Origin of the sequence: Rhodococcus oxybenzonivorans, from assembly GCF_003130705.1 — a bacterium.
Lineage (GTDB): Bacteria > Actinomycetota > Actinomycetes > Mycobacteriales > Mycobacteriaceae > Rhodococcus_F > Rhodococcus_F oxybenzonivorans.
This window is the reverse complement of sequence record NZ_CP021354.1, coordinates 5,146,894-5,170,715: the sequence shown is the minus strand read 5'-3', so window position 1 is coordinate 5,170,715 and position 23,822 is coordinate 5,146,894. Positions and strand designations below refer to the sequence as shown.

The window sequence follows — 23,822 nt, the reverse complement described above, 5'->3', positions numbered from 1 at the left end:
GGTGGCGAGGCGCTCTGCGCGCCTACCATGGGATGTGGTTCTCGCACTGTCCGAGTCCGGGCGGCGTCGAACCCAGGTCGCGCAGGAAGGAAGTGTGCAGTGACTGTCACCCCAGCGGGGTCGTACCACACCCCGAATACACGAAACTTCTCGTCCGGTAGCACGCGCAACGGCAGTCTTCCCGTCGCGTACTACAAGCCGATCCTCAGGATGTTTCCGCCCACCAGCGAGACGGTAGAGAAGGTGGCGATGCTCACCGTCTACGGGCTGATGGCCGCGGCCCTCCTGATCATCGCGCTGCAGGTGGCCGGCATCCTCAACTGAAGCCGGCCTCACTTCGAGTGGCGGCCGCCTCGCGAAGGTGCGGCGGTGCGAAACTGCGGGCTGCCCCTGCCGCTGTCACTGTTTCCGCCGCTCCGAGATCCGAGCGGGCGTGCCAGTACCACCGCGATGGCGGTCGTCAACGGCACGGACAGTGCGAGCGCGATACCGCCGACCGCCGAGCGCACGATCTCGATGGACACCGCGTCGCTGAGCAACACGTCCTGGATCGACCGCCCCGCGACACTGAACACCAGTAGAAGGGGAAGCGCACCACCGGCGTAGGCGAGTACCAGCGTGTACACCGTGCTGGCAATGTGGTCGCGGCCCACGCGCATCGCCGAACCGAAGATCTGGCGCCGTGACGCGCCGGGGTCGAGCGAGGCGAGTTCGAAGGCCGACGCGGCCTGGGTGATGGTGACGTCGTTGAGCACACCGAGCGAGCCGATGATGAAGCCCGCCAGGAGAAGACCCGTGATGCTGACGTGCTGGATATAGGCCTGGACGTTGGTGTTCTGCTCCTCGGAAAGTCCTGTCAGCTGGGTCATCACGATCGTGACGTAGGAGAGGATCGCCGCGAGGATCATCGACGCGAGTGTGCCCAGCAGCGCGGAGCTCGTCCGCAGCGATACGCCGTGCGCCAGATACAACACGGTATACAGGATGATCGCTCCGGACACGAGAGCCACCGGTATCGCCGGCTTGCCGTCCAGCAGGGCGGGAAGCATGAAGAGGACGAGCACCCCGAACGACACGACGATGCCGACCAGCGCCCGAAGTCCCCGCCAGCGAGCCACGACGATGACGACGACGGCGAAGGTCAGCGCGATGAGTGTGACGGGCCAGCCGCGGGCGTAATCCTCGAACGAATATTCTGTCGTCCCGTTCACATCGGTTTGCCGGGAGAGGCGAATACTCTCCCCGACCCTGAGGTCGGGTTGCCCGGGGCCGGGGATGATTTCGAGCAACGTCTGGGTGCCGGCGTTGGGACCGGACTCGATGTCGACGATGCTTCGCCGGCACTCGTACGCGTCCGTCGGAGGGGGCACGGGAGAACCGGTGAACGCGCGTCCCGCGGAGGAACTGCCGCAGGGGCCCATGTTCTGCATGGTCACCGTGCCTGCCTCGGTGACCGCGACGCCGCCCTGTGCGCTTTGGAAAGGCAGATCCACGGCGACGTCCTGCTTGCTCGGCCACAGCGCGATCGCACCGATCAGCACGGCGATGCCGATGACGACCAGGAGCCCGATCACCACCTTCGCGGCGACGGGCCCCACCGGCACCGGGCCGCCGCTGTGGCCGTGACCGTGGCCGTGAAAGTCGCTCATCGGCGGTACCGCGTCGGCTGCCGGCTGAATAGTCTCCGCACGCACACAGGGTAGCCGGAGATCATCGCTCTCTTTTGTGGCTGGAGTGACCAGAGATGCATGTGTTGCCGCAATATCTGGTTGGTATTGCTCCCGTGTCGCCTAGATGTCGCCAGTGTGGTTAGATATCGATGCGTGGCGCGCGGCAGTTATTACGCAGCGAACGCTGAGATCTGCGAAGGAAGGGTTGGAATCCCGAAACGAGGGGTGGGTTCCGGCTGGCCCTGACGAGAGCCTCGTGTCCTGCCGGGAGAAGTGCCGAGCTGGGTGGCGGGGTACAGGGGGGGTTGACCCCGCCACCGACCTGACGCCCACAGGGGGGAGGGGCGACAGGTGCTCGCGGCACTCGAGGTGCCGTCTGCCAATCTACCGACACGGTGGGGGTATTCGTCAACCGGGTACGTCAATTAGCGCACCGTGTCGTGATCTGCCGACCCGACGGCCTAGGATTACAGCCGTTCGGAGGTGTCCCCATGCGTCTTTCGCGGCTGCCGCGGTCCAGGAACCATCTTCGCCGGATCGTGGCGCAGATGGACCTTCCCGTGCCCTGGAGCAGGGACGAACTGGTGAACAGCGTCGCGCGGCGCCGCGGACGCCCCATCCTCGTCGTTCCGGTTGCGCACGCGCTCGTCCGCGGCGGTCATTTCGGCCTCTGGCTGGCACGGGCCACCGACGACGTCATCCTCTACGCTGCCGGGACGTCAGACATACACGCCACGCACATCATCTGCCACGAGCTGGCGCACATGGAACTCGGGCACGATCGCACTGCGATCGGTGATACCTCCGTCGACTCGAGAGTCCTCGCCGAGGCGGCGCCGTCCGTGGACACGACGGACGTGGTCAAGGTGTTCGGTCGCTCCAACTATTCGAACGACCAGGAGTACGACGCGGAGCTTCTCGCCACGCTCATCATGAGCGGACGGCGATCGACGATGTGCGACACCGGCGGTGACCCGCGGGCCTCGCGGATACTCGGAACGTTCTGACCTCGTGTACGTGCCTCCCGCCTACGTGACGTTGCCTCTGTTGTCGATTGCCTGGGCGACAACCCTTCTCCGGCTGCTCCTCGTCCGGTCGACGGTCGCCGAGCGCAGGTTGAATGCGGCGCTCGTCTTCGCGTCGCTGTCGCTCGTCCTCGGGCGTCCGGCGATCCGCGACCTCGTCGACGGCCATTTCGGTCACGGACTCACTCGAGTCCTCGGCAATGTCTGCATCATGCTGACCGCCGCATCGCTGATCAGCCTGTTCTCCGTGTGGGCACTGGGTTCCGAGAGACTTCCCCGAATTCATGTGTTCGCGTTGTCGGCGGCGCTCGTCGCGGGGGCCATCATGATCGTTCTGAGCGCGCCTGCGCGTTCGCGCGGAGTTTCTCTCGCGGACGAAGGCGGCTGGCGTTTCGCGGCATATTGCCTCACCTATGCGTCGCCGATCTTCGGGGCCGCAAGCCTCAATCTCTGGATCTCGCTGAAAGCGGTGCGCAGCGCGGTGGCCGGGCGCGAGCGCCGCATCTTCCTGGCTGTCATCGGATTGTCCCTGTTCGAGATGGCCGACATGGCAACCGTCATGGTGACGGGCATGAGCAAGGCTGTCAGCGACGGCACCACCTTCACCGAAACACACTACGACTCGGGAGCCTTCATCCGGCTGTTCGCAGTGTCGGCCGGAGCCCTGATCGCGTTGGGACCCGCGCTGCGGGCGGCCGGTCGCCGTTACCGTTCGTGGCGAGTGTCCAGGCGGCTACTGCCGATGTGGCGAACGTTGACGGAAGCCGTCCCGGAAGTGGTGCTCGAACTACGCCCCAAAGACCGCCGCACCTTGTCGGCCGACGATCGTCTGGACCGAATGGGCGTCGAGATCCGAGACGCAATCCTCATCCTGGACCGGCACGTGGTGTTCGAACTGGGCCACCAGGCGGGCAGTGCAGCGCCCGTGGTCGTGGCCACCCGATTACACCTGGCGTGCAGAGCCCGCATCGCCGGCCACTCGGCGCACGGCACCGGCGTGCTTGCACACTCGTGGTCATCCGACATCGGCGGCGAACCATGGGAGCTGGCGAAGCTGGCCGATCACTGGCACGACGCCGAACAGGTGGCCGCAACACTGTGGGAGCGGCGGCTACCGCAGTTCGGTGGGCGCAAGCAGCTACCGTCCCGGATGACCGTGTGACGACCGCCGGATAGGGCTACGCCGGGCGGCCGGGGGTTCGCCGCAAGTTCTCCAGAACCGGGATCAAGGATTCCATCTCGTCTGCAGTCGGGAGCGCGGCGGCATCGAGCGAGCGCATGGACAGATGCTGCACGCCGGCGTCCCGGACGGCGATCTTGAAGCGCACGAGGGTGTCGTAATCGCCGTACCCGTCGGCGGCAAGGTACTGCTCGGGTGCGGAGAAGTGCTGGGCGACCGCCCGGAGCACCTCGGCCTGGGCTGCGTGCTCCTCGCCGCGCCGCAACGAATCGATCACCGAGGGCTCCACGGTCCTCCCGAGTATGCGGGAGACGCTCGCGGCGACGACCTCTGTCCCGGGCTCCGGGTCGTCGAGTTCGTGGGCCAGCGCAAAGAGGCGGTTGACCCGCACCGACAGTGGCACGCCGTTCATGCTGTCACCTCCGTGTCGCCGCTACGTTCCGGGTGGTCGGTGTCTTTCAGTCTCACCGCGTCTTCCCATCGGCGCCAGAAGCGCTCGCGCGTGGCGGCATCCAGGCCCTCTTCCCGCCCGTAGAGGAAGCGGCGGTAGAGGGCTTCCTCCCGCTCGTGCGGGTCGTCCGCGGTGGAGGGTTCCTCGAGTAGATGGCCGAAGGCGAACTCGATCAGTGGCTGGCGGGGGCCGGCCGGACCTCCGTTGACCTCGAGCAAACGGGTGACGTAAGCGCCGGTGATCTTCGACACCACCCGGCTGAGGTCGGCAGCGGCGTCGGCCAATCCCGGCACCTCCGGATGAGCCGCACTCAGCGTGGTGATCCGGGTGTGTGGGCCGAGGATCTCGATGATCGTGTCCAGGCTCAGCGGAATTTCGGACGGCCCCAGCGTGAGCGGGCGAGACGGCGCCGACCGCTCATCCGCGTCCAGGGCCTCGAGGGGAGTGGGGCTGCCGCCCTCGAGCGTCCGGGCCGCGCTCCCGGGGGCCCAGCGCAGCGCGACGTCCAGTTTGCGGAGAGTCTCGATACTCGGGTCCGGCCCGGTCCCGTTCTCGGCGCGGGTCTGCGCCGCGTCGGACGGGCCACCGGCAGCCGTGACCTGGTCCTGCGTGAGGTTCAGCAAACGCCGTCGCTTGTAGACGAACTGTCCGAAACGCGCGCGGGTGCTGGTGACCATGTGTTCCCCCGGAAGACACGCAAGCGACGCGCGTGTCGCTTGCTGTGCCTCGATCCTACTGCTTGTAGCTCGTGAGGAAATTACCGAACCGCTCGATGGCCACAGCGAGATCGCGGGCCCACGGCAATGTCACGATCCGCAGATGGTCGTGGTCCGGCCAATTGAACCCCGTGCCCTGCACCATCAGGATCTTCTCCTGCAGCAAAAGGTCCTGGACCAGCTTCTCGTCGTCGTAAATCTCGTACACGTTGGGGTCCAGACGGGGGAACGCGTACAGCGCACCTCGAGGCTTGACGCAGGAGACCCCGGGGATCATGTTGAGCCGCTCCCACGCCACGTCCCGCTGCTCGAGCAGTCGCCCGCCGGGCAGGATCAGATCTTCGATGCTCTGGTGACCGCCGAGCGCCACCTGGATGGCGTGCTGACCCGGAACGTTGGGGCACAGCCGGGTCGATGCCAGCAGGTCCAGCCCCTCGAGGAAGCCCGCAGCATGCGCCTTGGGACCGGTGACGGCGACCCAACCGGAGCGGTAACCCGCCACCCGGTACGCCTTCGACAGGCCGTTGAACGTCAGGCACAGTAGGTCGGGCGCGAGCGTGGCCAGCGAAATGTGCTTGGCGTCGTCGTAGAGGATCTTGTCGTAGATCTCGTCCGCCAGCAGCAGCAGGTGATGCTTGCGCGCCAGGTCGACGAGTTGCTGCAGCACCTCCATCGAGTACACCGCACCCGTGGGATTGTTCGGGTTGATGACCAGCAGCGCTTTGGTCTTCTCGGTGATCTTCGACTCGATGTCCGCGATGTCGGGGTTCCAGTCGTTGCCCTCGTCGCAGAGGTAGTGGACGGGAGTGCCGCCGGCCAGGCTGGTCATGGCCGTCCACAGCGGGTAGTCCGGTGCGGGAATCAGCACCTCGTCACCGTTGTCGAGCAGGGCCTGCATCGTCATGGTGATGAGCTCGGAGACACCGTTACCCAGGTAGATGTCGTCGACATCGAGCTCGGGAAAGCCGGGCACCAGTTCGTAGCGGGTGACGATCGCCCGACGGGCCGACAGGATGCCCTTCGACTCGGAGTAACCCTGCGCATAGGGGAGCGCCGCGATCATGTCGCGCATGATCACGTCGGGCGCGTCGAAACCGAACGGCGCGGGGTTGCCGATGTTGAGCTTGAGGATCCGATGCCCCTCCGCCTCGAGCCGGGCGGCGTGGGCGTGTACCGGTCCACGAATCTCGTACAGCACGTTCTGGAGCTTGGTGGACTGCTCCAGTGTGCGTGGCGGTGTGCGGTGATGGCCGTGGTCTGGGTTGCTCACGACCGCCATTCTCCCACCCCCGGGCAACTCGATTTCTACTGGTCGGTACGAGCGCCCTGGTCGGAGGTGGTCGACCCGCGAAAAAGCAGGCACATGTGAGGAAGGTCACCGTACCCTCGACAAGAGGTCCGATTCGGCCGACGCCCACAGTCACCGGGAGGCACGAGAAAGATGTCCGCACCGGAATTCACCCGTCCCGCACCCGTCGACGTCGTGCATCACAGCCATCTCACGGGCGTATTCGAGCCCCAGCGCGAGGAGGTGGACGTGGGTGGCCTCGACGTGATCGGCGAACTGCCCGGCGATCTTCAGGGTGCCTACCTCCGCAACGGACCGAATCCGCGCTTCGATCCGATCGGCAGCTATATCTATCCCCTCGACGGCGACGGCATGGTGCACCGCGTCGAAGTGACCGGCGGCACTGCCCGATACACCAATCGATTCGTCCGCACGCCGATGGTGGAGGCGGAGGAGAAGGCGGGGCACGTCATCTGGCCGGGCGTCACCGACCTGTACACGCCCGGCGTGGAGGAGGTGGGGCCCGAACTCGCCGGCAGACCGCGCGAACTACCGGACATCAACGTGGTGCGGCACAGCGGGCGACTGCTGGCAATGGCCGAGACCAGTCTGCCGTACCGGTTGAATCCCGAGGACCTGAGCACGCTCGGACCGGACAACTGCGACGGCGCGATGTCCGTGGGGAGCACCGCCCACCCCAAGATCGACCCGGTGACCGGCGAGATGGTGCTGTTCAACTACATGCTCGAAGCCCCGTATCTCACCTGGTCGGTGGTGGCCGCTGACGGGTCGGCGGCCCGCCCGCCGACGGCGGTCGACGGCGTGGACACGCCGTTGATGATCCACGACATGGCCCTGACGCGTCGGTACATCGTGTTGATGCTGTGCCCGCTCGTCTTCGACATGGCCGCGGTTTTGACCGGTGGTTCGGTGCTCGACTGGCGGCCCGAGAAGGGAACACGTATCGCGCTGATACCACGCGATGGCGGCCGCGTGCGCTGGCTGACGTGTGATGCGTACTGGGTGTGGCACTTTGCCAATGCCTTCGATCTGCCCGACGGAAGGGTATCCGTCGACTATGTGGAGTGGACGTACCCCGGTGGGTTCGCCAAGGCGCCGGCGCCCTCCACCGGGTCACTGGTGCGCGTCGTCATCGACCCCGAGAGCGGACACCTGACGAAGGACGTCATGTCCGACCGCGACGTCGAGTTCCCCCGAGTCGACGACCGCGAACTCGCCGCACCGCATCGCGCGATCGCCACCGTCGGCAAGCTCGACGTCAGCCGGGGCAGGCAGGATTCGTTGTGGTTCTTCGACACCGTCCGCGGCACGCAGTGTCACTGGGACCCGGGCAGTGTGTCGGTGGGCGAACCGATCTTCATGCCGGGCGCCCAGCACGAATACTGGGGGATGATCGGCACCGACCGGAACGACATGTCGTCGTGGTTCTTCGTGCTTCCCGCCGAAGACCCCGGATCCGGGCCGATGGCCAAGGTGCGGTTGCCTATCCGAGTGCCTGCAGGACTTCACGGGGCGTGGCTGCCTGCGCAGTGAGGTGAGGCGGAATATCCTCGGCCAATGACTTCTGCGCCCTACGGCTCCTGGCCCTCTCCGATCGCGGCGGCGGACCTCGCGTCCAGCGGCCACCCCGTTGAGGGCGGCCGGTACGTCGGTGACGACGTGTGGTGGTCGGAGCTGCGCCCCAGCGAAGGTGGGCGTGTCGCCGTGCGCCGTCTCGGGCTGGACGACGAGCCGGAAGACGTGCTGCCTGCTCCGTGGAACGCGCGGACACGGGTACACGAATACGGCGGTGGCGCCTGGACGGTGACCGACTCCGGCCATCTCGTGTTCGCCGAGTTCGGTGATCAACGGCTCTACCTCCTCGAAGGTGCGACGCCCGTACCCCTGACCCCTGATCCGCCGCAGCCGTGCTCCTTGCGTTACGGCGACCTGTCGGTCGTCGACGGAGCGGTATGGGCGGTGCGGGAAATGCACGACACCGAGGGCGGCGTCACCCGCGACATCTGCGTGGTTCCTCTGGACGGGTCGGGCGCGGACGCCCCCGATCGTGTGCGGTCCGTCGTGGCCGGGTCCGACTTCCTCGCGTATCCGCGACTGTCTCCCGACCGACGTCACCTCGCGTGGATCGCGTGGAACCACCCTCAAATGCCCTGGGACGGTACTGAGCTCAGGGTTGTGGACCTTGCCGGTGGCCGCGCGGTCGGCGAGGTGAGGACACTTCTCGGTGGACCCGAGGAATCGGTGCTGCAGCCCGAATGGGTGGGAGTGGACGAGCTCCACGTCGTGAGCGACCGCAGTGGTTGGTGGAACATGTACCGCCTCGGCACCGACGGTGCGGACCCCGTGGCGCTGTGCCCTCTGGACGCAGATTTCGGTGGCCCGCTGTGGATGCTGGGCGCGCGCTGGCACACCCGACGTGAAGACGGCACCCTGCTCACCGTCCGTACCTTCGGGACCGACACCCTGGCGGTGCTCGATCCGGACACGGGCTCCCTGACGGACATCCCCCTAGAGGGCCTCACCACGGTCGGCTTGTCCGACCGCAAGGGGAATCGCCTATTGCTGCTCACCGGGGGCGCGAAAGCTCCGTCGGGCCTACGCGAGCTCGACCTCGACACCGGCGCACTCCGCACCGTCCGCCTGTCCGTCACCGAGCTCCCCGAGGCCGCGTACCTCCCCGAGGCGCAGCAGTTGACCTTCCAGGGTCCCGAGAGGGAGGTGCACGTGATCGCCTACCCGCCACGTCACCCGCTGTACAGCGGCATGGACGGCGAGCTGCCGCCGTACGTGGCGTTCGTTCACGGTGGGCCCACCTCCCGCGTGACACCGACCCTCAATCCGGTGTTCGCGTTCTTCACCAGTCGCGGAATCGGTGTCGTCGATGTGAACTACGGCGGGTCCACCGGATACGGGCGTGAGTACCGGAACCGGCTCCGAGGCCAGTGGGGTGTGGTCGACGTCGAAGACGTGGTCACGGCGGTGACCGGTCTGGCCGACGCCGGACTGGCGGATCCGCGCAGGCTCGCCATCGAGGGCGGTTCCGCCGGCGGCTGGACCGTGCTGGCGGCGCTGACCACCTCCGACGTGTTCGCCTGCGGGGCATCCTATTACGGTGTGGCCGAGCTGGACGGTTTCGTCAAGGAGACACACGACTTCGAGTCCCGGTATATCGACGGGTTGATCGGACCGCTCCCCGAATCGGCCGACCTCTACGCCGAGCGTGCGCCCTTGAACAACGTCGACGGACTGAACTGCCCGGTCCTGTTGCTCCAGGGACTCGACGACCCGATCGTCCCGCCGTCGCAGGCGGAGCGATTCCGGGATGCGCTCGTCGCCAAGGGCATACCCCACGCCTACCTCGCGTACGAGGGCGAGTCGCACGGGTTCCGCAGACTCGCCACGTTGATCAGTTCGCGCAACGCCGAGCTCTCGTTCTACGGTCAGGTGCTCGGATTCGAACCGCCCGACATTCCGCGGCTCGAACTCTGGCGTCCGGACGCGGAGCAGTAAGACTGCGGCCGGTCAGACGTCGAGCAGGGCGCGCGACGACGCGGCGGCATAGATCAGCATGAGCACGAACAACATCCAGCCGGCGCCCTGCCAGACGAACCATCTGCCCCCGGCACGCCACACCTGATATGTGCGGACGAAGGCCGTGACACCGCCGAGGAGTAGCACGAGAGGAGGGCCGAAGACGAGAAGGTACTTTTCGTCTCCGGCGCACTCCATCATCGAGTCCGTGCAGTCCCCGGATTGCGTCGACATCCACACGAGTGCCACCACCATTGTCAGCAGTGCGGCACCGAGTACCGACAACGTGAACGTGGCGGCACTTCGAAAGGTGCGATCGGTGTCGCGACTTTCGTCCGTCGTCATCGAGCGACCCGATCGACCGGCTCGCTGTGTCCTGCGGCGCCCGCGCAATGGGCGCAACAGAACATCACTTCCTCTACCTCGACGCCGTGACCGATGATCCGGCACCCGCAATGCGAGCATTCGGGTGCCATCGCCGAGATCGCGCACTCGAAGCTGTCGAAGGTGGCAGATCGATCACCCCGGGTCACCGTGAATGTTTTGTCATATTCGTTTCCGCAGGTCTCACACGTGGCCATGTCGACTCCTTCCTCGCGGACACGAGAGTCGGTTACCCCCGGTCGCTGACGCGAATCAGGCGGTCACACCGCGAAAACAGCGCCCCCACCGTGTCCGGTGGGGGCGCTGGTTGTCGTGCTGAGTGGAGCTAGCTCTTGCGACCCGGTGCCTTGGCTCCGGACTTGAAGCCGAGCCCACCCGGCTTCGCCTTCGGCGGCGCCGGCGTCTGGCCGTTCGATCCGTCACCGTTCGACGCCGAATCTTGGGCTGTGTCGACGGCGTCGACCTTCGTCGCTGCCGTCTTCACGGCTTCAGCCTCGGACGCTGCGGCGGTGTCCGTCTCGTCTGCCGGTGCCTGGGGAGCAGCGGCATCGGGAGCGGCGGCCTTGGGAGCGGCTGCGCGACGGGCGCCCGGGGCCTTGGCGCCGCCCTTGAAACCGAGCCCGCCGGCCTTCGGGGCCGGGGGAGCCTTCGGCGCCTCGCTGACAGGTGCCTCGGCGGTGGCAGGTGCTTCGGCGGTCGAAGGTGCCTCGGGTTCGGCAGCCGGTGCCGGTGCAGAATCGGCCGTCGGAGCGGCGTCGGCCTTGGCGCCAGGCGCCTTCGCCTTGCCCTTCATCTGCAGGCCCTTGCCGCCCGGTGCCTTGGCTCCGGAGGCGAGTCCGAGTCCCTTCGGCTTGGGTGCCGCGGAGGTCGGGGCTGCCTCGGCGGGAGCGTCGGACGGCGCCGAAGTGCCGGCAGCAGGAGCAGCGGCCTTGGCACCGGGCGCCTTTCCGGCCCCCTTCATCTGCAGACCCTTGCCACCGGGAGCCTTGGCCCCGCCGGCGAGTCCCAGGCCCTTGGGCTTGGGAGCCTCTGCGGCAGGTGCCTCGGCGCTCTCGGTCGCCGGCGCTGCGGTCTTCTTCGCGCCGGGCGCCTTGGCTCCGCCTGCCATGCCGAGCCCCTTGCCGGGAGCCTTCGCCCCAGGTGCTGTGGCGCCGGGCGCCTTGGCCAGGCCCTTCATTGCCAAGCCCTTACCGGCGGGAGCCTGCTTGGCGGCCGGAGAGTCGGCCGCCTCCTCGATCTCCCGGACCCGCTCCTTCTCGACGACCTCGGCCTTCGCCTCGTCTTTCACCGGCTCCACCGGCTTCTGCGGCTCGGCCGGCTTCTCACGAGGGATCACCTTGATGTTCTCGGCCAGCTTGTCCGCGTCGAGACGCGTGATGGACGACAACATCAGCTGGGCGACGTCCACGACCTCGACGCCTTCACCCTGACCGGACTCCTGGCGCGCGGTGACACCGTCGTTGAGCATGACCCGGCAGAACGGGCAACCGGTTGCGATCTTGGTGGTTGCGGTGCTCAGTGCCTCGTCCACCCGGTCGACGTTGATGCGCTTGCCGATGTTCTCTTCCATCCACATGCGGGCACCACCGGCACCACAGCACATCGAACGCTCGCCGTGCCGCGGCATCTCCTTGAGCTTCGCGCCGGACGCCTCCATGAGTTCACGTGGGGCGTCGTACACCTTGTTGTGACGGCCGAGGAAGCAGGGGTCGTGGTAGGTGACGTCCTCGCCGACCGAGGCGACGGGGATCAGCTTCTTCTGGCGGACCAGGCGGTTGAGCAGCTGAGTGTGGTGAACCACCTCGTACTGTCCACCGACCTGTGGGTACTCGTTGCCCAGGGCGTTGAAGCAGTGGGCGCAGGTGACGACGATCTTGCGCTTGTTCTGCTCGACGCCGTCGAACACCGAATTCAGCGTTTCGATGTTCTGCATGGCCAGCTGCTGGAACAGGAACTCGTTGCCGGCACGCCGAGCGGAGTCGCCGGTGCAGGTTTCCTCGGCGCCGAGAACCATGAACTTGACGCCCGCCGTGGCAAGCAATTCGGCAACGGCCTTCGTGGTCTTCTTCGCGCGGTCCTCGTAGGCGCCGGCGCAGCCGACCCAGAACAGGTACTCGTAGTCCTCGAAACTGTCCGCATCCTGGCCGTAGACCGGGATGTCGAAGTCCATCTCGCTGATCCAGTTGAGACGGTCCTTGGCGTTCTGACCCCAGGGATTGCCCTTGTTTTCGAGGTTCTTGAAGAGTCCGGCGAGCTCGGAGGGGAACTCCGACTCGATCAGCACCTGGTAACGGCGCATGTCGATGATGTGATCGACGTGCTCGATGTCCACCGGGCACTGCTCGACACACGCACCGCAGTTGGTGCACGACCACAAAACCTCGGAGTCGATGACCGGCGCCAACTCGCCCTCGACGGTTTCGCCGACAAGCTTGCGCTCCGCCTCACGGCGGGCACTCTCCGGGATGGCGGAGAGCTTCGCCTCGTCCACGCCGCCGTCGCCGTCGACCAGCCCGATCTCGTCGCCGCCCATGTCCTTGCGGCCACCGGCCAGCAGGTACGGGGCCTTCGCCGACCCGTGGTCGCGCAGCGACGTGATGAGGAGCTTCGGCGACAGCGGCTTGCCGGTGTTCCAGGCGGGGCACTGCGACTGGCAGCGGCCGCACTCGGTGCAGGTGCTGAAGTCGAGCCAGCCCTTCCACGAGAAGTCCTCGATGCTGCCGGCGCCGAACGTGTCGTTGTCGGGATCGGCATCCTCCATGTTGATCGGCTTGCCGCCGGACATCATGGGCTTGGCCGCACCGAGGGCGACGCCGCCTTCGTCCTCACGCTTGAAGTAAATGTTGAAGAAGGCCGCGAACCGGTGCCAGGCGACACCCCAGGTGATGTTGCGGCCGACGATGTACAGCCAGATCATGCCCGACATCAGCTTGACGAACGCGAAGACCGCCACCAGATTGGGGCTAGCGGGCAGCAGCTTTGCCAGGTTCATCGTGAAGAAGTCGGTCCACGCGTTGGCATGCCCGTAGGTGGCGATCTTTCCGGCCTTGACGAAGATCATGCCGAGACCCTCGATGAGGACGACCGCCTCGACGAAGTACGCCGCGCGGAAGTTCGAGCCCGCGAATCGGGACAGCCGCTCCGGCCTGCGCGGGTGGTTAAGCTGCCGGATCACGATCAGGGTGGTGATACCGATGACCGTGCCGAGGCCAAGGACCTCGTCGATGAAGTGGTAGACGGCGGTGTTACCGACGAGCGGCCAGTGGAAAGCCGGGTCGAAGGTCTGGCCGTAAGCCTCGAACCAGACGACCGCACCCAGCATGAAACCGACCATGACCAGCCAGTGGGCCCAGCCGACCGTGCGGAACTTGGCCATGCGGGTGTGGGCGATGAACTCGACGCACATCTGCTTGAAGCGGGGAAGGAAGGGTCGCCAGCGGTCGGGTGCCGGTTGGCCCAGGCGGACGATGCTCACCGTCTTCAGCACGCCACCGATGAAGGCGAACCAACACACGAGGCTCAACAGCACGCCGATGGTGCCCAACGTGATCGTCAGGGCATTCATGTCGCGGCCTTTCGTTTCAGGGCGGCGCGGGGGCCACCACGGGAATGCTCAAGATCGTAACCCGTCGTAAGTTACCCGTCAGTAACTCTAGCATCCTACTGACCGGTAACTAGTGTTTTTCGGCGGTTTACCAGCACCTTCGGGGTGTCCAATCGGTGTGAGAGGAAGCACCGACCGGACGTAACTGAAAGTCACGTTAGGTGGTCGAAAAGTGACCCCGCTCCCAAGGTCGTCCTAACTTCACTTTCAGGGTGTGCAGAAATGCGGACTCGGTGGCCCTTCTGCGGGGCCTCGCCGGCGGCCGCTGTCACGGAGGCGATGCGATGGCGTTGCAATCGAATAACAATCGCTGCAGTTTTGTTTGGTCTTTCGGGCGGAGTTTCAACGACTGGCGGCATTTGTCATTCGACTGAATTACGAAACACCGGTCATTACCCGTCGGTAATATGGGACCGGTAACGAGTTTCCTTTTTTGAACGTATCGGTCGTGACTGCGCTGTTACTCTGAGCGTGTTTTCCGGCTCTACCCCGGGTCGTGCGGGGAGGGCTCAGCGCGCAATCCGATCCAGAACACGGTTTTCCAGAACACGGGTTTCCAGTACTTCCGTCGGGACGTTCCTGAAAGAGGCATCCATGATCGTGAGAAAAGCTGCAGCCACAGCGGGAATGGCGGCACTGGCCATCGTCTCAGCTGCTGGAGTTTCCCAAGCGGAACCCGTTGCGGGGCCCGCTTCCGCGCCGGTGTCGAGCGCACCGGCAGTGTCGTCGCTACCGTTCCACGACGTCGCCTCCCGCGAGGAGAACGACCGGGCCTTCGCTCAGTTCGGTACACAGGTCGGTATCGCGGTCACCGTCGGGAGCTTGGTCGGAACCATGGCCGGCGCTGGAATCGGCTGTGTAGCAACGTTGCCCGCGTGCCTTCCTGGTCTAGTGACCGGTGCTGGGATTGGCGGGGTGGTCGGGACGATCGTCGCCGGCGGCCCCACGCTGGGCGTGAGTGCGTACCAACTGTGGGAGACGTATAACGCCGCTCCCGGCACCTCCATCTACGCGGACCGCGACAAGTAGTCCCGGTCTCCCTGCTTCAGCCCCGTCGTGGCTCGTCCACGGCGGGGCTGTTCGCTGCCCGGGCTCGGAGAGCTGCCCCACAACGAAACCGTCCCCTGGTCTGTTTGCTGGAGATTATCTGAATGCGTGCTCGGTAAAAGGCGACTGGCCGGGCTTCCATTCTTGTGAATGGTCGTCGATTCCTTACTCGGTATCGGCATTGCCGGATTGCACGATTTTATCGAACAGTGCCTGAATTGGGATCTGTCACAGGCGCACGTTACTGTCCTTTATGGATGGGGTTGAAACTCTAAGGGGATGGAATGAAGTTGCGTCGTTTCGTTACGACATCGGCTCTATTGGTTGGTGTCCTGGCGACGGGCTCAGGGGTAGCGGTCGCGGACCCGGCAGAATCTCGCGACGATATCGGGTACGAGGCGCACGTCGAGGACCGCGCCGTCGTGACCACACTCGATGCCGGCGTGTTCGAGCTCTCCTCGGACGGGAAGTCGGTGGCGATCAAGGATGCAGGCGGGGCAACCGTAGTGTCGCTTCCTCTTGCGTACCGCTTCGATGGGCTCGAGTTTCCGTTCGAGGAGGAGATTACCGAAGACGGTAAGACGCTCCGACTGACACCGAGCGTCGACAAGGCCGAAGCCACGCCCGTCGCTCCCGACGACCGGATCGAGGCTATCGCGCTGCACGACGTCGCTTCGATCGACGAGAACACCCGAGCTCAATCGGCCTTTCAGCAGCAATTGGGAATTGCCACCACGGTCGGGAGTCTCGGCGGCACGATCGTCGGCGGAATCCTCGGATTCGCCGTCGGATGCGCTATCGGCACTCCCGTCGCGGTGTTCGGATGCCTGCCGTTCGGTGTGACCGGAGCCGGAATCGGCGCCATTATCGGCACGATTGTCGTCGGTGGTCCCACGCTGGTAGTCGCGGGCATCGATCTGATCAACACGCTGAACGCGCCTCCCGGCACCACGAAGTGGGTGAAGTAGGAGGCGTCCGTCCCCTCTTCTCGCCGCCCGCCCTCTGTCACCTGGAGGGCGGGCGGTTCCCTTTCGTTGAGTGAACTCGATCACACCTACTGAGCCGACTAGGCGATCCGGGGAATGCTTAGGCTACCCTTCGTGCGTCCCATCGCTGCGCTCATTGAAACGGATCTCGATGATTCTTCGAAGGTTTACCGCCACTTCCATGCTCGTCGTCGCGGCGATGGCCCTGGCAGCTGCGCCGTCGGCCGCCGAGCCCGCGCCGGGACCGGCGCCGGCCGCGCAGCAGGGCGTCCCGAACATCAACTACCAGACCGCGCGTGACGGAGACGCGGCTGTGGCGACCGTCGACGCGGGATCCTTCTCGATCAACGCCGCGAATGACACGGTCGACGTGGTCGATGACGGGGGCGCCGTGGTGGCCTCCATTCCGACCTTCTTCCGGGTCGACGACCTGCAGCACCCGTTCGAGGTTGCCGTCGACCACTCCGCGAAGGTCCTTCGGCTGGTCCCCAACATGGATCCCGCGGCCGCGACCGCCGTTCCTGTCGCGGAACGACTGACTCTGAACGATGTCGCCGCGCCGCAGGACAAAGCTGAGCGCGACAAGCGGGCGCTCGACGACTTCCAGCAGCAATTGGGAATCACGACGGCCATCACGGCCATCGTCGCGGCGATCATCGGTGGTGGCATCGGCTGCGCGATCGGCGTCATCCCAGGCACAGCCGCCCTGGTGATTCCCTTCCTCGGACTGGCCGGCCCGGTTGCCGGATGCATCGGCGGTGCCCTGATCGTCGCGCCCGTGGTCGCACTCGCCGGCACCATCGTGGTGGGCGGCGGCGCCCTCGTCGTGCTCGGGATTCAGTACTTCAACACCATCAACAGCCCCTTCGTTCCCCCCGCCGCTCCGGCTCCGGCCGCATGAGCGGCCGTTTCGCCGGTTCTCTGCGCACCGTCACCAGCGGCGCGATCCTGGTCGTGGCAGCGCTCGCGATCTCGGCAGGGACCACACACGCGGCGCCGGTTCCGACCGTCGACTCACCGGACATCGGGTACGCGGCCCACGCCGAGGGCACATCCGTCGTCACCTCCATCGACGCGGGAACGTTCCGCATCACCGACTCCGAGGACGCGGTGGAGGTGGTGGACGAGGGTGGCACCGTCGTCGCCGCGCTTCCGCTCACCATTCGTGTGGGAGAGGCGGTCTATCCGATCGACGTCGACCTCGCGGAGCGGACCCTGCGTCTCACGCCCCGCGTGCCTGCCGATGTCGCGCAGTCGCTGAAGTCCGTGGCCGACGAGGGTTTCGACACGCAGGACGAACGCGATGACAAGGCACTGGCCGACTTCAACAGTTACCTCGGATACGCCACCCTGATCGGTGGCCTGATCTTCGGCGTCGTCTTCGGGGTCGTGGGTCTGGTCGTGGGGTGCGGGCTCTTCGCGGTGACACTCGTCGGCGCACCGGTCGGCTGCCTCGGCGGCTTGATGGCAGGTTTCGCCGCTGGGGGCCTCGTCGGAACCATCGTCGTCGGTGGTGCCGCTTTGGCGATCCTCGGCATCCAGTACCTCGTGACCGTCAATACGCCCTTCGTGCCGCCTGCGCCGACCGCCTGACTTACCACGACCGACATACGACTACGGCCCGTCTCCTCGAGGAGACGGGCCGTAGTCGTATGTCTTGTGCCGAGTGTTACGACGTGCGCACGCGCAGACCCGGGTTCTCCGCGAGAATCGCATTGATCGGGGTGGCGAACAACTCGGGACTTTCGCCAAGGACGAAGGTGACGACGTCCGCGACCTGGCACACGGGGTACTGGCCCACGTTAGACGCGCTGGAGATGCCCAGGGCCTGAGTGCCGGTGACGATGGTGCCACCGCTGTCGCCCTGCAACGCACACATGCTCGTCGAGAAGCTGTCTGCCAGGGTGCGTTCACCCACCGTGACGGTCTGGCCGACGGCCTTCACCACACCGCAGGTGTAGCCGGTGGTGAGACCGGACTTGCAGACGGGAGCACCGACGACGGGGTCAGCTGTTCCTGTGATCGCCAGAGGAGCGGCGCCGGGTACCCGGACACCGTTGTTCTCGAACCGGTGCGCAGCGCCCGCGTCGGCACGGATGATCGCGTAATCGTGGATGTCGAGACTCGTCTTGGCGAAGGTGCCCACGCGCGGACCCGTCCCGCCCGTGGCGAGCGCGAACGCCTCGGACGCGTCGGCGGTACCGGCGGCGGCGAGGTTGGGGTCGCAGTGTCCGGCTGTGATGTTCACCGGTCCACCCGAGTTGTCGGTGCCGTTGAAACCGAGCGAGCAGCGCAGACCGATGCCACCACCCAGCGACCCGTAGGCGTCGCCGCCCAGCAGGGCGTCGGCGGGCATGACCTCTGCGATCGGTGCGAGGTCGGTAGACGGCTGCGGGGCTGCGGTGGCCGGTGACTGCACCACCCGTGCCCCCTGCAGGAAGTCGGGAAGTTGCAAGCCACCTGCGTTGTCGGCGCGGAGAACCAAGCCGTTGTTGACAATGTCGATGGTGACACCGCGAACGAGGTCGGCGACCGCGGGCGGCTGCGTGTCGAGCCAGCCGTCGAGGGTCTTCAGCTGCGCCTGCAGGCTGCTCTCACTCTGGGCCACGTCCTTGACCTGGAAGCCTGCCCCTTGGGCGGCGGCCACCGCAGCATCCTCGTCGGCGCCGTCGGCCACACCGACGATGGCGTTGCCTGCGTCATCGAGCCAGGTACCGGCGAAGGCGTCCGGGAACTGGATGCGGGCGATCTTGGCGAACTCGGCGAGTTTCTGACCCAGCTCCGCATGCTCCAGGTACTGGTCCGGGCTCAACGCGAGGTCACGCTGGATCGCGTCGATCAGTTCGACCGGAAGCGCCGCAGCTTGATCGGAGACTTCGGGTTCGACCGGATCAGCCTGGGCGGAGGCGGTCACGGGACCGAGGAGCAGCAGCGCTGCCGAGCCGAACACGGCGGCACGACGTGCGATGGAGCTACGCATAGGGGCCTTTCTCAGTTCGTTTGTTCGCAGGCGCTCGCGGCGCATACGAATACGGCCCCCGCGGGTGGGGCCGTACACAGTCGGAGTCGACTATATGGGTTCCGGCCGTCTAATCCCACCTGTAACACTGTCGGCTGCGGCCGATCGGCCGACGGGCACACACACAATCCGACTCGAGCCCCGGACCGCGAAAACGACCTCGCCCGGCATCCGAGTGACGGATACCGGGCGAGGTGGAAGAACAGAGGAACTAGTCGGCGTTGGTGCGGACCTGCAGGCCGGAACCCGCTGCCGTGACGATGTCCGCCACCGGTATCCCGAGGTTGGCCGTGCCGCCCTCGGGGGCCAGGACCAGGTTGGCCTCGGTGCAGTTCGGCGCCCCACTGGCGTTGGATCCACTGGTGATTCCCAGCGCAAGCGTTCCGGTGACGATGGCGCCGCCGCTGTCGCCGGCGAGCGTGCAGGCGGTGCCGGCGAACCCGTTGATCACGCGATTGCTGCCATCGGCCATGAACAGCTGCGTCTCGACGTGGTCGGCGGCCACCACACCACACGTGAAGGACGAAGTCTGTCCCGACTTGCAGATCGGGGCACCCACGACGGGCCGGGCAGTGCCCGTGATCTGCAGTGCGGTGCCGTTCGCGCCGCGGATCGTGGGACGGTCGAGGCCGGCCTGAACGCCGGCGTCGTTGAGCTTGATGAGCGAGTAGTCCAGCTTGTCTGCGGGGTTACCCACAGAGGAGTGGGAGAACGCCCCGATTTGCTGGCTGTCGTCGACGTTCTGGTGATTCGGGAGGAATACGGGCGACGGCTGGCCTTCCGCAGGATTGCAGTGGCCTGCGCTGATGTTGTACGACTGACCGCTGTCGTCGACTCCGTTGAAACCGAGGGAGCAGACGGAAATCTCGCCGATCGGCGTCTTCGGAAGTTCACCCACCGTCGTTATGTAGGTGTCGCCGCCGAGGGGGCCCCTCTCGACCGGACCGCCACCGCCGGGGCTCAGCATGACCTTGACGTTGGCGAGCAGGGTCGGCAGGTTGAGCGCCTGACCGATGGGTGAATTGACGACGTCGATGACGACGCGGTTCTCGAGTACGTCGATCGACGCGGAGTTGATCTGCGAGGCGACATCCTTGGGGAGGCCCGCGATCCAGCCGTTCACGTCGGAAAGAGTCTTCTCGAGGCCGTTCGCGGAGACTGGCGCGATGCGCGTCGTATACCCGGCCTCAGCCGCCTTCGCGGCAGCCTCCGTGGTGGTGACCGCAACGACGGGCTGTCCGTCGAGACCGATCCAGGCACCGGCGAAACCGTCCGGGTGCTCGGCTCGGAAATCCTGGGCGTAGCTACCCAGCTCCTGAGCCTTCGCGGCGCGGTCGAGGTACTCCTGCGGGCTGATCTTCAGATCGCGGGTGATCGCTTCGACGAGTTCGGCGGGCAACGCGTCCGCACTCAGCTGAGTTGTGCTGTCGGGCTGCGTAACGGGGTCTGCCTGGGCGGCGGTCGAGAACGGAAAGAGGAGAAGCATCGCCGAGGCGCCTACTACAGCGGCGCGGTGCGCCAGCACGTTACGCATGAAATCCCTTCTGCACGGAACCCGATGTCGAGGGATTCCTTCTGGGTGGGTATCAGCGCCCCACCTTAGGCTACGAACGCATAAACATGTCGCTGAGGTGTGACCGAAGCCTCTACTCGGCCGCTCCCGCCACCGTCGTGGTCGTGGTCGTCGTCGTGACCGACTCCGTAGACGTCTCCGTCGTAGTCGGTGTGGTCGTAGTCGGCTCCGTGGTCACCGTCGTCGTCGGTGCCGTCGTCGTCACGATGGTGATGGGCGGAAGCGTGATGACCGGCGGCGGCGGGGGCGGTGGCACGAACTGTGACGTCGTCGCCACCGGTGTCGGCTCGACCGCCGTAAACGGGGGCGGGGCGACGTCGGTGGTCGCCGGCGCCTCCTCGGAAACGGCAGTGGGAAACATGACCGGCGCCTTCACAACCGTCGTTGTCGACGACGGCAGCAGCGACGCGGTCTGGGCGTCCTGGATGACGGGAACGGCCGTGCTGCCGGTGTCGGTGAGGGCGAAGGCCACCGCACCACCGATGGCGATCAGTGCGGCTGCGGCGGCGCCGGCGAAGATCAACGGTCTGCGGGTGGTGCGCTTCGCGGCGGGTACCGGCGGGGTGAAGCCGGTCGGCACAGCGGCCGGCCCGGTGGCGACCGACGGGTCCGCGGCCGAACCTGCGACGACCGGCGCTGCGACGACAGCGGGCACATCTGCGACGGCGGAGTACGCGGTGTGCACGGGAGGTGCGATCACCGGGATCGACTCGGTGTCGGCCTGGGTGTCGTCGGGAGTCAATGCCAAGCCGGCGGCAAGCAGGGCCGCGCCGTGGGCCGGGGACTCGTCCGAGGCGGCCAACGCCACCGACTCTGCGACGAGGGTCGCCTCCTGCAGCCCCATGTAGTCGAGAGATTCGCGGAGCTTCGTCACCGTGTCCGCAGCCCAGTCCGACGGGTGGGTGGCGGTCACCTTCACCGTCCCCGTCAGCCCCTCGGCGGCCTCGCGGAAGAGACAGAACATGGCGGTGGCGACGAGATCTTCCGCCCGGGTGAGCGTGCCCGCGTACTCGATCCCGGCAGGCTCGCCGACTCGGGCGAGGAAATCCTGCACCGACCCCGTCGACTCCGTACCGGGGTCACCGAGCTGCACCGTGCCGTCCGGAGCGGTGAACAGGACGGACGGATGCTCGATCGTTCTCACATCGGTGCCCGAGGCGGTCACCACCGCAGTGGAGACCGAATGGCCGACGGTGAGTCCGACTCCGGTGGTCATCGCAGATCCTTACTGGGCGCACGGACGTGGGTGCGTCACCGCACCATTACATGGGTGCGTCACCGCACTATTACATGAGGTGCGTCACCGCACCATTGCACAGTGTGTCGCCCGACGAGGTCGAATGGTTACACCGGTCCCGGCGTCAGGAGCGTGCGGTGTCCGACGTGGTCCCATGTCCCATGGCCCGCAGCATCGACAGCAGCTCCGACCGCGACTCGGCGCCGAGGCGCCGCCGAATCCGTGCCACGTGATGTTCGATCGTCTTGGCGGAGATGTACAACCGGCTTCCGATCTCCCTGTACGTCAATCCCTGGACGAGCAGCTCGGCCACCTCGGCTTCGCGGTCGGTGAGGGTGCCCGGCGCACTCGGACCGGCAACTGTCGCGGGCTCCGCACCTGTCGCTGTCGCTGCCGGCTGGCGGAGGGCCCGCGCCACCTGGAGCAACGCGGTGGCCACCCTGGTGTCGGAGGCGCGCAGCGCGGCCTCTCCGGCCAGGCGCGCACCATCCCAGGGAAGTCCGATCCGGTCGAGGGTCCGGGCAGCGTCCTCGACGGCTGCGACATCGATATCGCCCTGCAGCACCCGCAACCAGGCCCGCCCGGCACCGGCGAGGCCGGCGGCGTAGGCGCTGACCTTCGAAGCTTCACCGAGGGCCCGCGCGTGCGGGATGAGATCGGCGGGGCATTCGGCCAGGATCGAGGCCTGGACGCCGTACCAGTGCAGGGCCGACGCCCACATGGCGGGTTCGCCGAGAGTGCGTACCAGCGACTGCGCATCCTCGACCAGATGGGTGATGCGGGCCGCCTCGCCCACCCGGATCGACGTCAGCCACAGCTCACCGAGGGGTAGCAAGCTCAAAAGGTCCACCGAATACTCGGCGAGAACCCCCTGCGCTCCGGCCCACGCCTGCAACAGTGCGGCGTTGTCGCCGGTCCGCCGTGCCAAACCGACCCGCAAGCCGTGGACGAACAGAAGATCACGCTGGTGCATGGTGTCGACGTCGAGCGAATCGAGCCGGGCCTGCGCCGACGGGAGGTCACCGCGCACCATGGACGTCCACGCCGTCAGGAGGTGGTGTCGATTCGCGGTGACACTTCCGGGCCGGTCGCTCTCCCGGGCACGAGCGAGCACGGCTTCCGCGTGGGCGAGTTCACCGCAATGGAGGGCGGCCAGAGCCGTGATCGCGGCTGGGGAGTCGGGCAGCACGCGGGGCCGCGCGGCGCGGCCCGGCAACGACAGCGCTCGGGTGAGGGAGTTCAGTGCCGCATTCGCGGAACCGGTCACCGAGTGCACGAGCCCGGTTGCGACGAGGGCGGCACCGGCAGTAGTGGCGGTCGGTGGCGCACCGGCGCTCGCGGCGAGGACGGATTGCGCCTCGTCGAGCCGGCCGGCCACGACCAGAACGGAGGCGGCGACGGAGGCGTCCGAACCCACCCGGTTCGGGCCCAGCCAGGCGTACAACTCGGCACTGCGGTCGATCATCCCGCAGTAGGCGGCTCCGGCGGCCGACACGCGCACGGCAGCAGCCAGATCCGCATCACTGACGGAGGCCGACCGCTCGAGTACCGAATCGGCGAGACCCACGGCCGTGTCGAGGTCGCCACTGAGTGCACAGGCCTCCGCGTAACCGAGAACGGCGGCGTCGTCGAGCCGGCCGACGCGTTCGGCGTCGCCGTACAGCGACACCGCCTCGGACGGGTCGGCCAGTTGTGCTCGGCTGCAGAGGAATTCGGACAACTCGCTACTGCGGACACCCGTCTTGGCCACTGCCCGGGCGACGGGGAGGGTGAGCGTACCCGCGGCGACATGATGGGTGAGCAGGCGGCGAGCCAACGCGTGTACGCGCTTCTCGCCGAGGACACCAGCGAGGCGGCGGCGATGCGGCTCGACGAGGGTGTCACGTTCGTCGACGAAACCGTCCGCGCGCAACACCTCGATCGCACTGCGTGCGGAGTCGGGTTCGATGTCGAGGACGGCGGCGACCACGATCTCGTCGGGGTCGTTCCCGAGCAGCAGCAATCCGAGTACCGACAGCTGGGAAGCATCGAGCGACGCGAGGTCGCGGTGGGTGGCGGGTGCAGGCGACGGAGGCCGTGTGGACACCGGC

Annotated in this window: 20 protein-coding genes; 9 read left to right on the top strand and 11 right to left on the bottom strand. The window is 66.6% G+C overall.

The window, feature by feature from the left end; all coding sequences use genetic code 11:
* The first annotated feature begins 99 nt into the window (after positions 1-99).
* Positions 100-324 carry a hypothetical protein gene (locus CBI38_RS24185; RefSeq protein ID WP_109332874.1) on the top strand — a complete coding sequence of 75 codons (225 nt, stop codon included), beginning with the start codon at positions 100-102 and terminating at the stop codon, positions 322-324.
* 8 nt (positions 325-332) lie between these two features.
* On the opposite strand, the gene CBI38_RS24180 is transcribed toward CBI38_RS24185, so the two are convergent.
* Positions 333-1,649 carry a YibE/F family protein gene (locus CBI38_RS24180; RefSeq protein ID WP_109332873.1) on the bottom strand — a complete coding sequence of 439 codons (1,317 nt, stop codon included), beginning with the start codon at positions 1,647-1,649 and terminating at the stop codon, positions 333-335.
* Between the two features lie 512 nt (positions 1,650-2,161).
* Between CBI38_RS24180 and CBI38_RS24175 the strand changes: the two genes are divergently transcribed.
* Complete coding sequence (locus CBI38_RS24175; RefSeq protein WP_109332872.1) at positions 2,162-2,677, top strand: hypothetical protein; 516 nt, start codon at positions 2,162-2,164, stop codon at positions 2,675-2,677.
* A gap of 4 nt (positions 2,678-2,681) precedes the next feature.
* Entirely contained in the window at positions 2,682-3,857 is a 1,176-nt protein-coding gene (locus tag CBI38_RS24170) for an MAB_1171c family putative transporter (RefSeq protein ID WP_109335318.1), read from the top strand.
* A gap of 16 nt (positions 3,858-3,873) precedes the next feature.
* Here CBI38_RS24170 and CBI38_RS24165 read toward each other — a convergent pair whose 3' ends face one another.
* The 3 genes from CBI38_RS24165 to CBI38_RS24155 are packed head-to-tail and all read right to left on the bottom strand — an operon-like array spanning position 3,874 to position 6,321.
* Entirely contained in the window at positions 3,874-4,287 is a 414-nt protein-coding gene (locus tag CBI38_RS24165) for a hypothetical protein (protein WP_109332869.1), read from the bottom strand.
* Positions 4,284-5,003, bottom strand: coding sequence for a helix-turn-helix domain-containing protein (locus CBI38_RS24160; RefSeq protein ID WP_109332867.1), 720 nt, complete (start codon positions 5,001-5,003; stop codon positions 4,284-4,286). The genes CBI38_RS24165 and CBI38_RS24160 overlap by 4 nt, the downstream gene beginning before the upstream one ends.
* Before the next feature lie 55 nt (positions 5,004-5,058).
* Positions 5,059-6,321 carry a pyridoxal phosphate-dependent aminotransferase gene (locus tag CBI38_RS24155; RefSeq protein ID WP_109332866.1) on the bottom strand — a complete coding sequence of 421 codons (1,263 nt, stop codon included), beginning with the start codon at positions 6,319-6,321 and terminating at the stop codon, positions 5,059-5,061.
* 162 nt (positions 6,322-6,483) lie between these two features.
* Between CBI38_RS24155 and CBI38_RS24150 the strand changes: the two genes are divergently transcribed.
* Both CBI38_RS24150 and CBI38_RS24145 read left to right on the top strand, forming a co-directional pair.
* Positions 6,484-7,884: a carotenoid oxygenase family protein gene (locus CBI38_RS24150; protein WP_109332865.1), complete on the top strand. Its 1,401-nt coding sequence runs from the start codon at positions 6,484-6,486 to the stop codon at positions 7,882-7,884.
* Between the two features lie 24 nt (positions 7,885-7,908).
* Positions 7,909-9,861, top strand: coding sequence for a prolyl oligopeptidase family serine peptidase (locus CBI38_RS24145; protein ID WP_109332864.1), 1,953 nt, complete (start codon positions 7,909-7,911; stop codon positions 9,859-9,861).
* Positions 9,862-9,873: 12 nt separating this feature from the next.
* Here CBI38_RS24145 and CBI38_RS24140 read toward each other — a convergent pair whose 3' ends face one another.
* From CBI38_RS24140 to CBI38_RS24130, 3 genes are all read right to left on the bottom strand, one after another.
* Entirely contained in the window at positions 9,874-10,227 is a 354-nt protein-coding gene (locus CBI38_RS24140; RefSeq protein WP_109332863.1) for a hypothetical protein, read from the bottom strand.
* Positions 10,224-10,463 (bottom strand): hypothetical protein, encoded by a 240-nt coding sequence (locus CBI38_RS39300; protein ID WP_109332862.1) that lies wholly within the window; start codon positions 10,461-10,463, stop codon positions 10,224-10,226. Before CBI38_RS39300 ends, CBI38_RS24140 begins: the two co-directional genes overlap by 4 nt.
* A gap of 128 nt (positions 10,464-10,591) precedes the next feature.
* Positions 10,592-13,831, bottom strand: coding sequence for a heterodisulfide reductase-related iron-sulfur binding cluster (locus CBI38_RS24130; protein WP_109332859.1), 3,240 nt, complete (start codon positions 13,829-13,831; stop codon positions 10,592-10,594).
* 633 nt (positions 13,832-14,464) lie between these two features.
* On the opposite strand from CBI38_RS24130, the gene CBI38_RS24125 reads away from it, so the two are divergent.
* The 4 genes from CBI38_RS24125 (at position 14,465) to CBI38_RS24110 (ending at position 17,496) form a co-directional block, all read left to right on the top strand.
* Positions 14,465-14,899 carry a hypothetical protein gene (locus CBI38_RS24125; RefSeq protein ID WP_109332856.1) on the top strand — a complete coding sequence of 145 codons (435 nt, stop codon included), beginning with the start codon at positions 14,465-14,467 and terminating at the stop codon, positions 14,897-14,899.
* Positions 14,900-15,201: 302 nt separating this feature from the next.
* Positions 15,202-15,885, top strand: a complete 684-nt coding sequence (locus CBI38_RS24120) for a DUF8020 domain-containing protein (RefSeq protein ID WP_109332855.1) — start codon at positions 15,202-15,204, stop codon at positions 15,883-15,885.
* A gap of 169 nt (positions 15,886-16,054) precedes the next feature.
* Positions 16,055-16,804: a DUF8020 domain-containing protein gene (locus CBI38_RS24115; RefSeq protein ID WP_109332854.1), complete on the top strand. Its 750-nt coding sequence runs from the start codon at positions 16,055-16,057 to the stop codon at positions 16,802-16,804.
* Positions 16,801-17,496: a DUF8020 domain-containing protein gene (locus tag CBI38_RS24110; protein ID WP_109332853.1), complete on the top strand. Its 696-nt coding sequence runs from the start codon at positions 16,801-16,803 to the stop codon at positions 17,494-17,496. Before CBI38_RS24115 ends, CBI38_RS24110 begins: the two co-directional genes overlap by 4 nt.
* Positions 17,497-17,572: 76 nt before the next feature.
* Here CBI38_RS24110 and CBI38_RS24105 read toward each other — a convergent pair whose 3' ends face one another.
* The 4 genes from CBI38_RS24105 to CBI38_RS24090 all read right to left on the bottom strand — a co-directional run bounded on the left by CBI38_RS24105 (position 17,573) and on the right by CBI38_RS24090 (position 23,818).
* Positions 17,573-18,883, bottom strand: coding sequence for a S1 family peptidase (locus CBI38_RS24105; protein WP_109332848.1), 1,311 nt, complete (start codon positions 18,881-18,883; stop codon positions 17,573-17,575).
* A 250-nt stretch (positions 18,884-19,133) separates the two neighbouring features.
* A complete protein-coding gene (locus CBI38_RS24100) occupies positions 19,134-20,456 on the bottom strand; it encodes a S1 family peptidase (protein WP_109332843.1) in 1,323 nt (440 codons plus the stop codon).
* A gap of 112 nt (positions 20,457-20,568) precedes the next feature.
* Positions 20,569-21,711, bottom strand: coding sequence for a hypothetical protein (locus tag CBI38_RS24095; RefSeq protein ID WP_109332842.1), 1,143 nt, complete (start codon positions 21,709-21,711; stop codon positions 20,569-20,571).
* A 145-nt stretch (positions 21,712-21,856) separates the two neighbouring features.
* Positions 21,857-23,818: a LuxR C-terminal-related transcriptional regulator gene (locus CBI38_RS24090; RefSeq protein WP_109332841.1), complete on the bottom strand. Its 1,962-nt coding sequence runs from the start codon at positions 23,816-23,818 to the stop codon at positions 21,857-21,859.
* Positions 23,819-23,822 lie beyond the last annotated feature (4 nt).

Excerpts from the sequence above, each read along its gene's own strand:
- CBI38_RS24120 (WP_109332855.1), top strand. The coding sequence starts at position 15,202 with ATGAAGTTGCGTCGTTTCGTTACGACATCGGCTCTATTGGTTGGTGTC.
- CBI38_RS24100 (WP_109332843.1), bottom strand. The coding sequence starts at position 20,456 with ATGCGTAACGTGCTGGCGCACCGCGCCGCTGTAGTAGGCGCCTCGGCG.
- CBI38_RS24160 (WP_109332867.1), bottom strand. The coding sequence starts at position 5,003 with ATGGTCACCAGCACCCGCGCGCGTTTCGGACAGTTCGTCTACAAGCGA.
- CBI38_RS24145 (WP_109332864.1), top strand. The coding sequence starts at position 7,909 with ATGACTTCTGCGCCCTACGGCTCCTGGCCCTCTCCGATCGCGGCGGCG.
- CBI38_RS24115 (WP_109332854.1), top strand. The coding sequence starts at position 16,055 with ATGATTCTTCGAAGGTTTACCGCCACTTCCATGCTCGTCGTCGCGGCG.
- CBI38_RS24125 (WP_109332856.1), top strand. The coding sequence starts at position 14,465 with ATGATCGTGAGAAAAGCTGCAGCCACAGCGGGAATGGCGGCACTGGCC.
- CBI38_RS24150 (WP_109332865.1), top strand. The coding sequence starts at position 6,484 with ATGTCCGCACCGGAATTCACCCGTCCCGCACCCGTCGACGTCGTGCAT.
- CBI38_RS24155 (WP_109332866.1), bottom strand. The coding sequence starts at position 6,321 with ATGGCGGTCGTGAGCAACCCAGACCACGGCCATCACCGCACACCGCCA.
- CBI38_RS24165 (WP_109332869.1), bottom strand. The coding sequence starts at position 4,287 with ATGAACGGCGTGCCACTGTCGGTGCGGGTCAACCGCCTCTTTGCGCTG.
- CBI38_RS24105 (WP_109332848.1), bottom strand. The coding sequence starts at position 18,883 with ATGCGTAGCTCCATCGCACGTCGTGCCGCCGTGTTCGGCTCGGCAGCG.
- CBI38_RS24095 (WP_109332842.1), bottom strand. The coding sequence starts at position 21,711 with ATGACCACCGGAGTCGGACTCACCGTCGGCCATTCGGTCTCCACTGCG.
- CBI38_RS24110 (WP_109332853.1), top strand. The coding sequence starts at position 16,801 with ATGAGCGGCCGTTTCGCCGGTTCTCTGCGCACCGTCACCAGCGGCGCG.
- CBI38_RS39300 (WP_109332862.1), bottom strand. The coding sequence starts at position 10,463 with ATGGCCACGTGTGAGACCTGCGGAAACGAATATGACAAAACATTCACG.
- CBI38_RS24140 (WP_109332863.1), bottom strand. The coding sequence starts at position 10,227 with ATGACGACGGACGAAAGTCGCGACACCGATCGCACCTTTCGAAGTGCC.
- CBI38_RS24130 (WP_109332859.1), bottom strand. The coding sequence starts at position 13,831 with ATGAATGCCCTGACGATCACGTTGGGCACCATCGGCGTGCTGTTGAGC.
- CBI38_RS24180 (WP_109332873.1), bottom strand. The coding sequence starts at position 1,649 with ATGAGCGACTTTCACGGCCACGGTCACGGCCACAGCGGCGGCCCGGTG.
- CBI38_RS24175 (WP_109332872.1), top strand. The coding sequence starts at position 2,162 with ATGCGTCTTTCGCGGCTGCCGCGGTCCAGGAACCATCTTCGCCGGATC.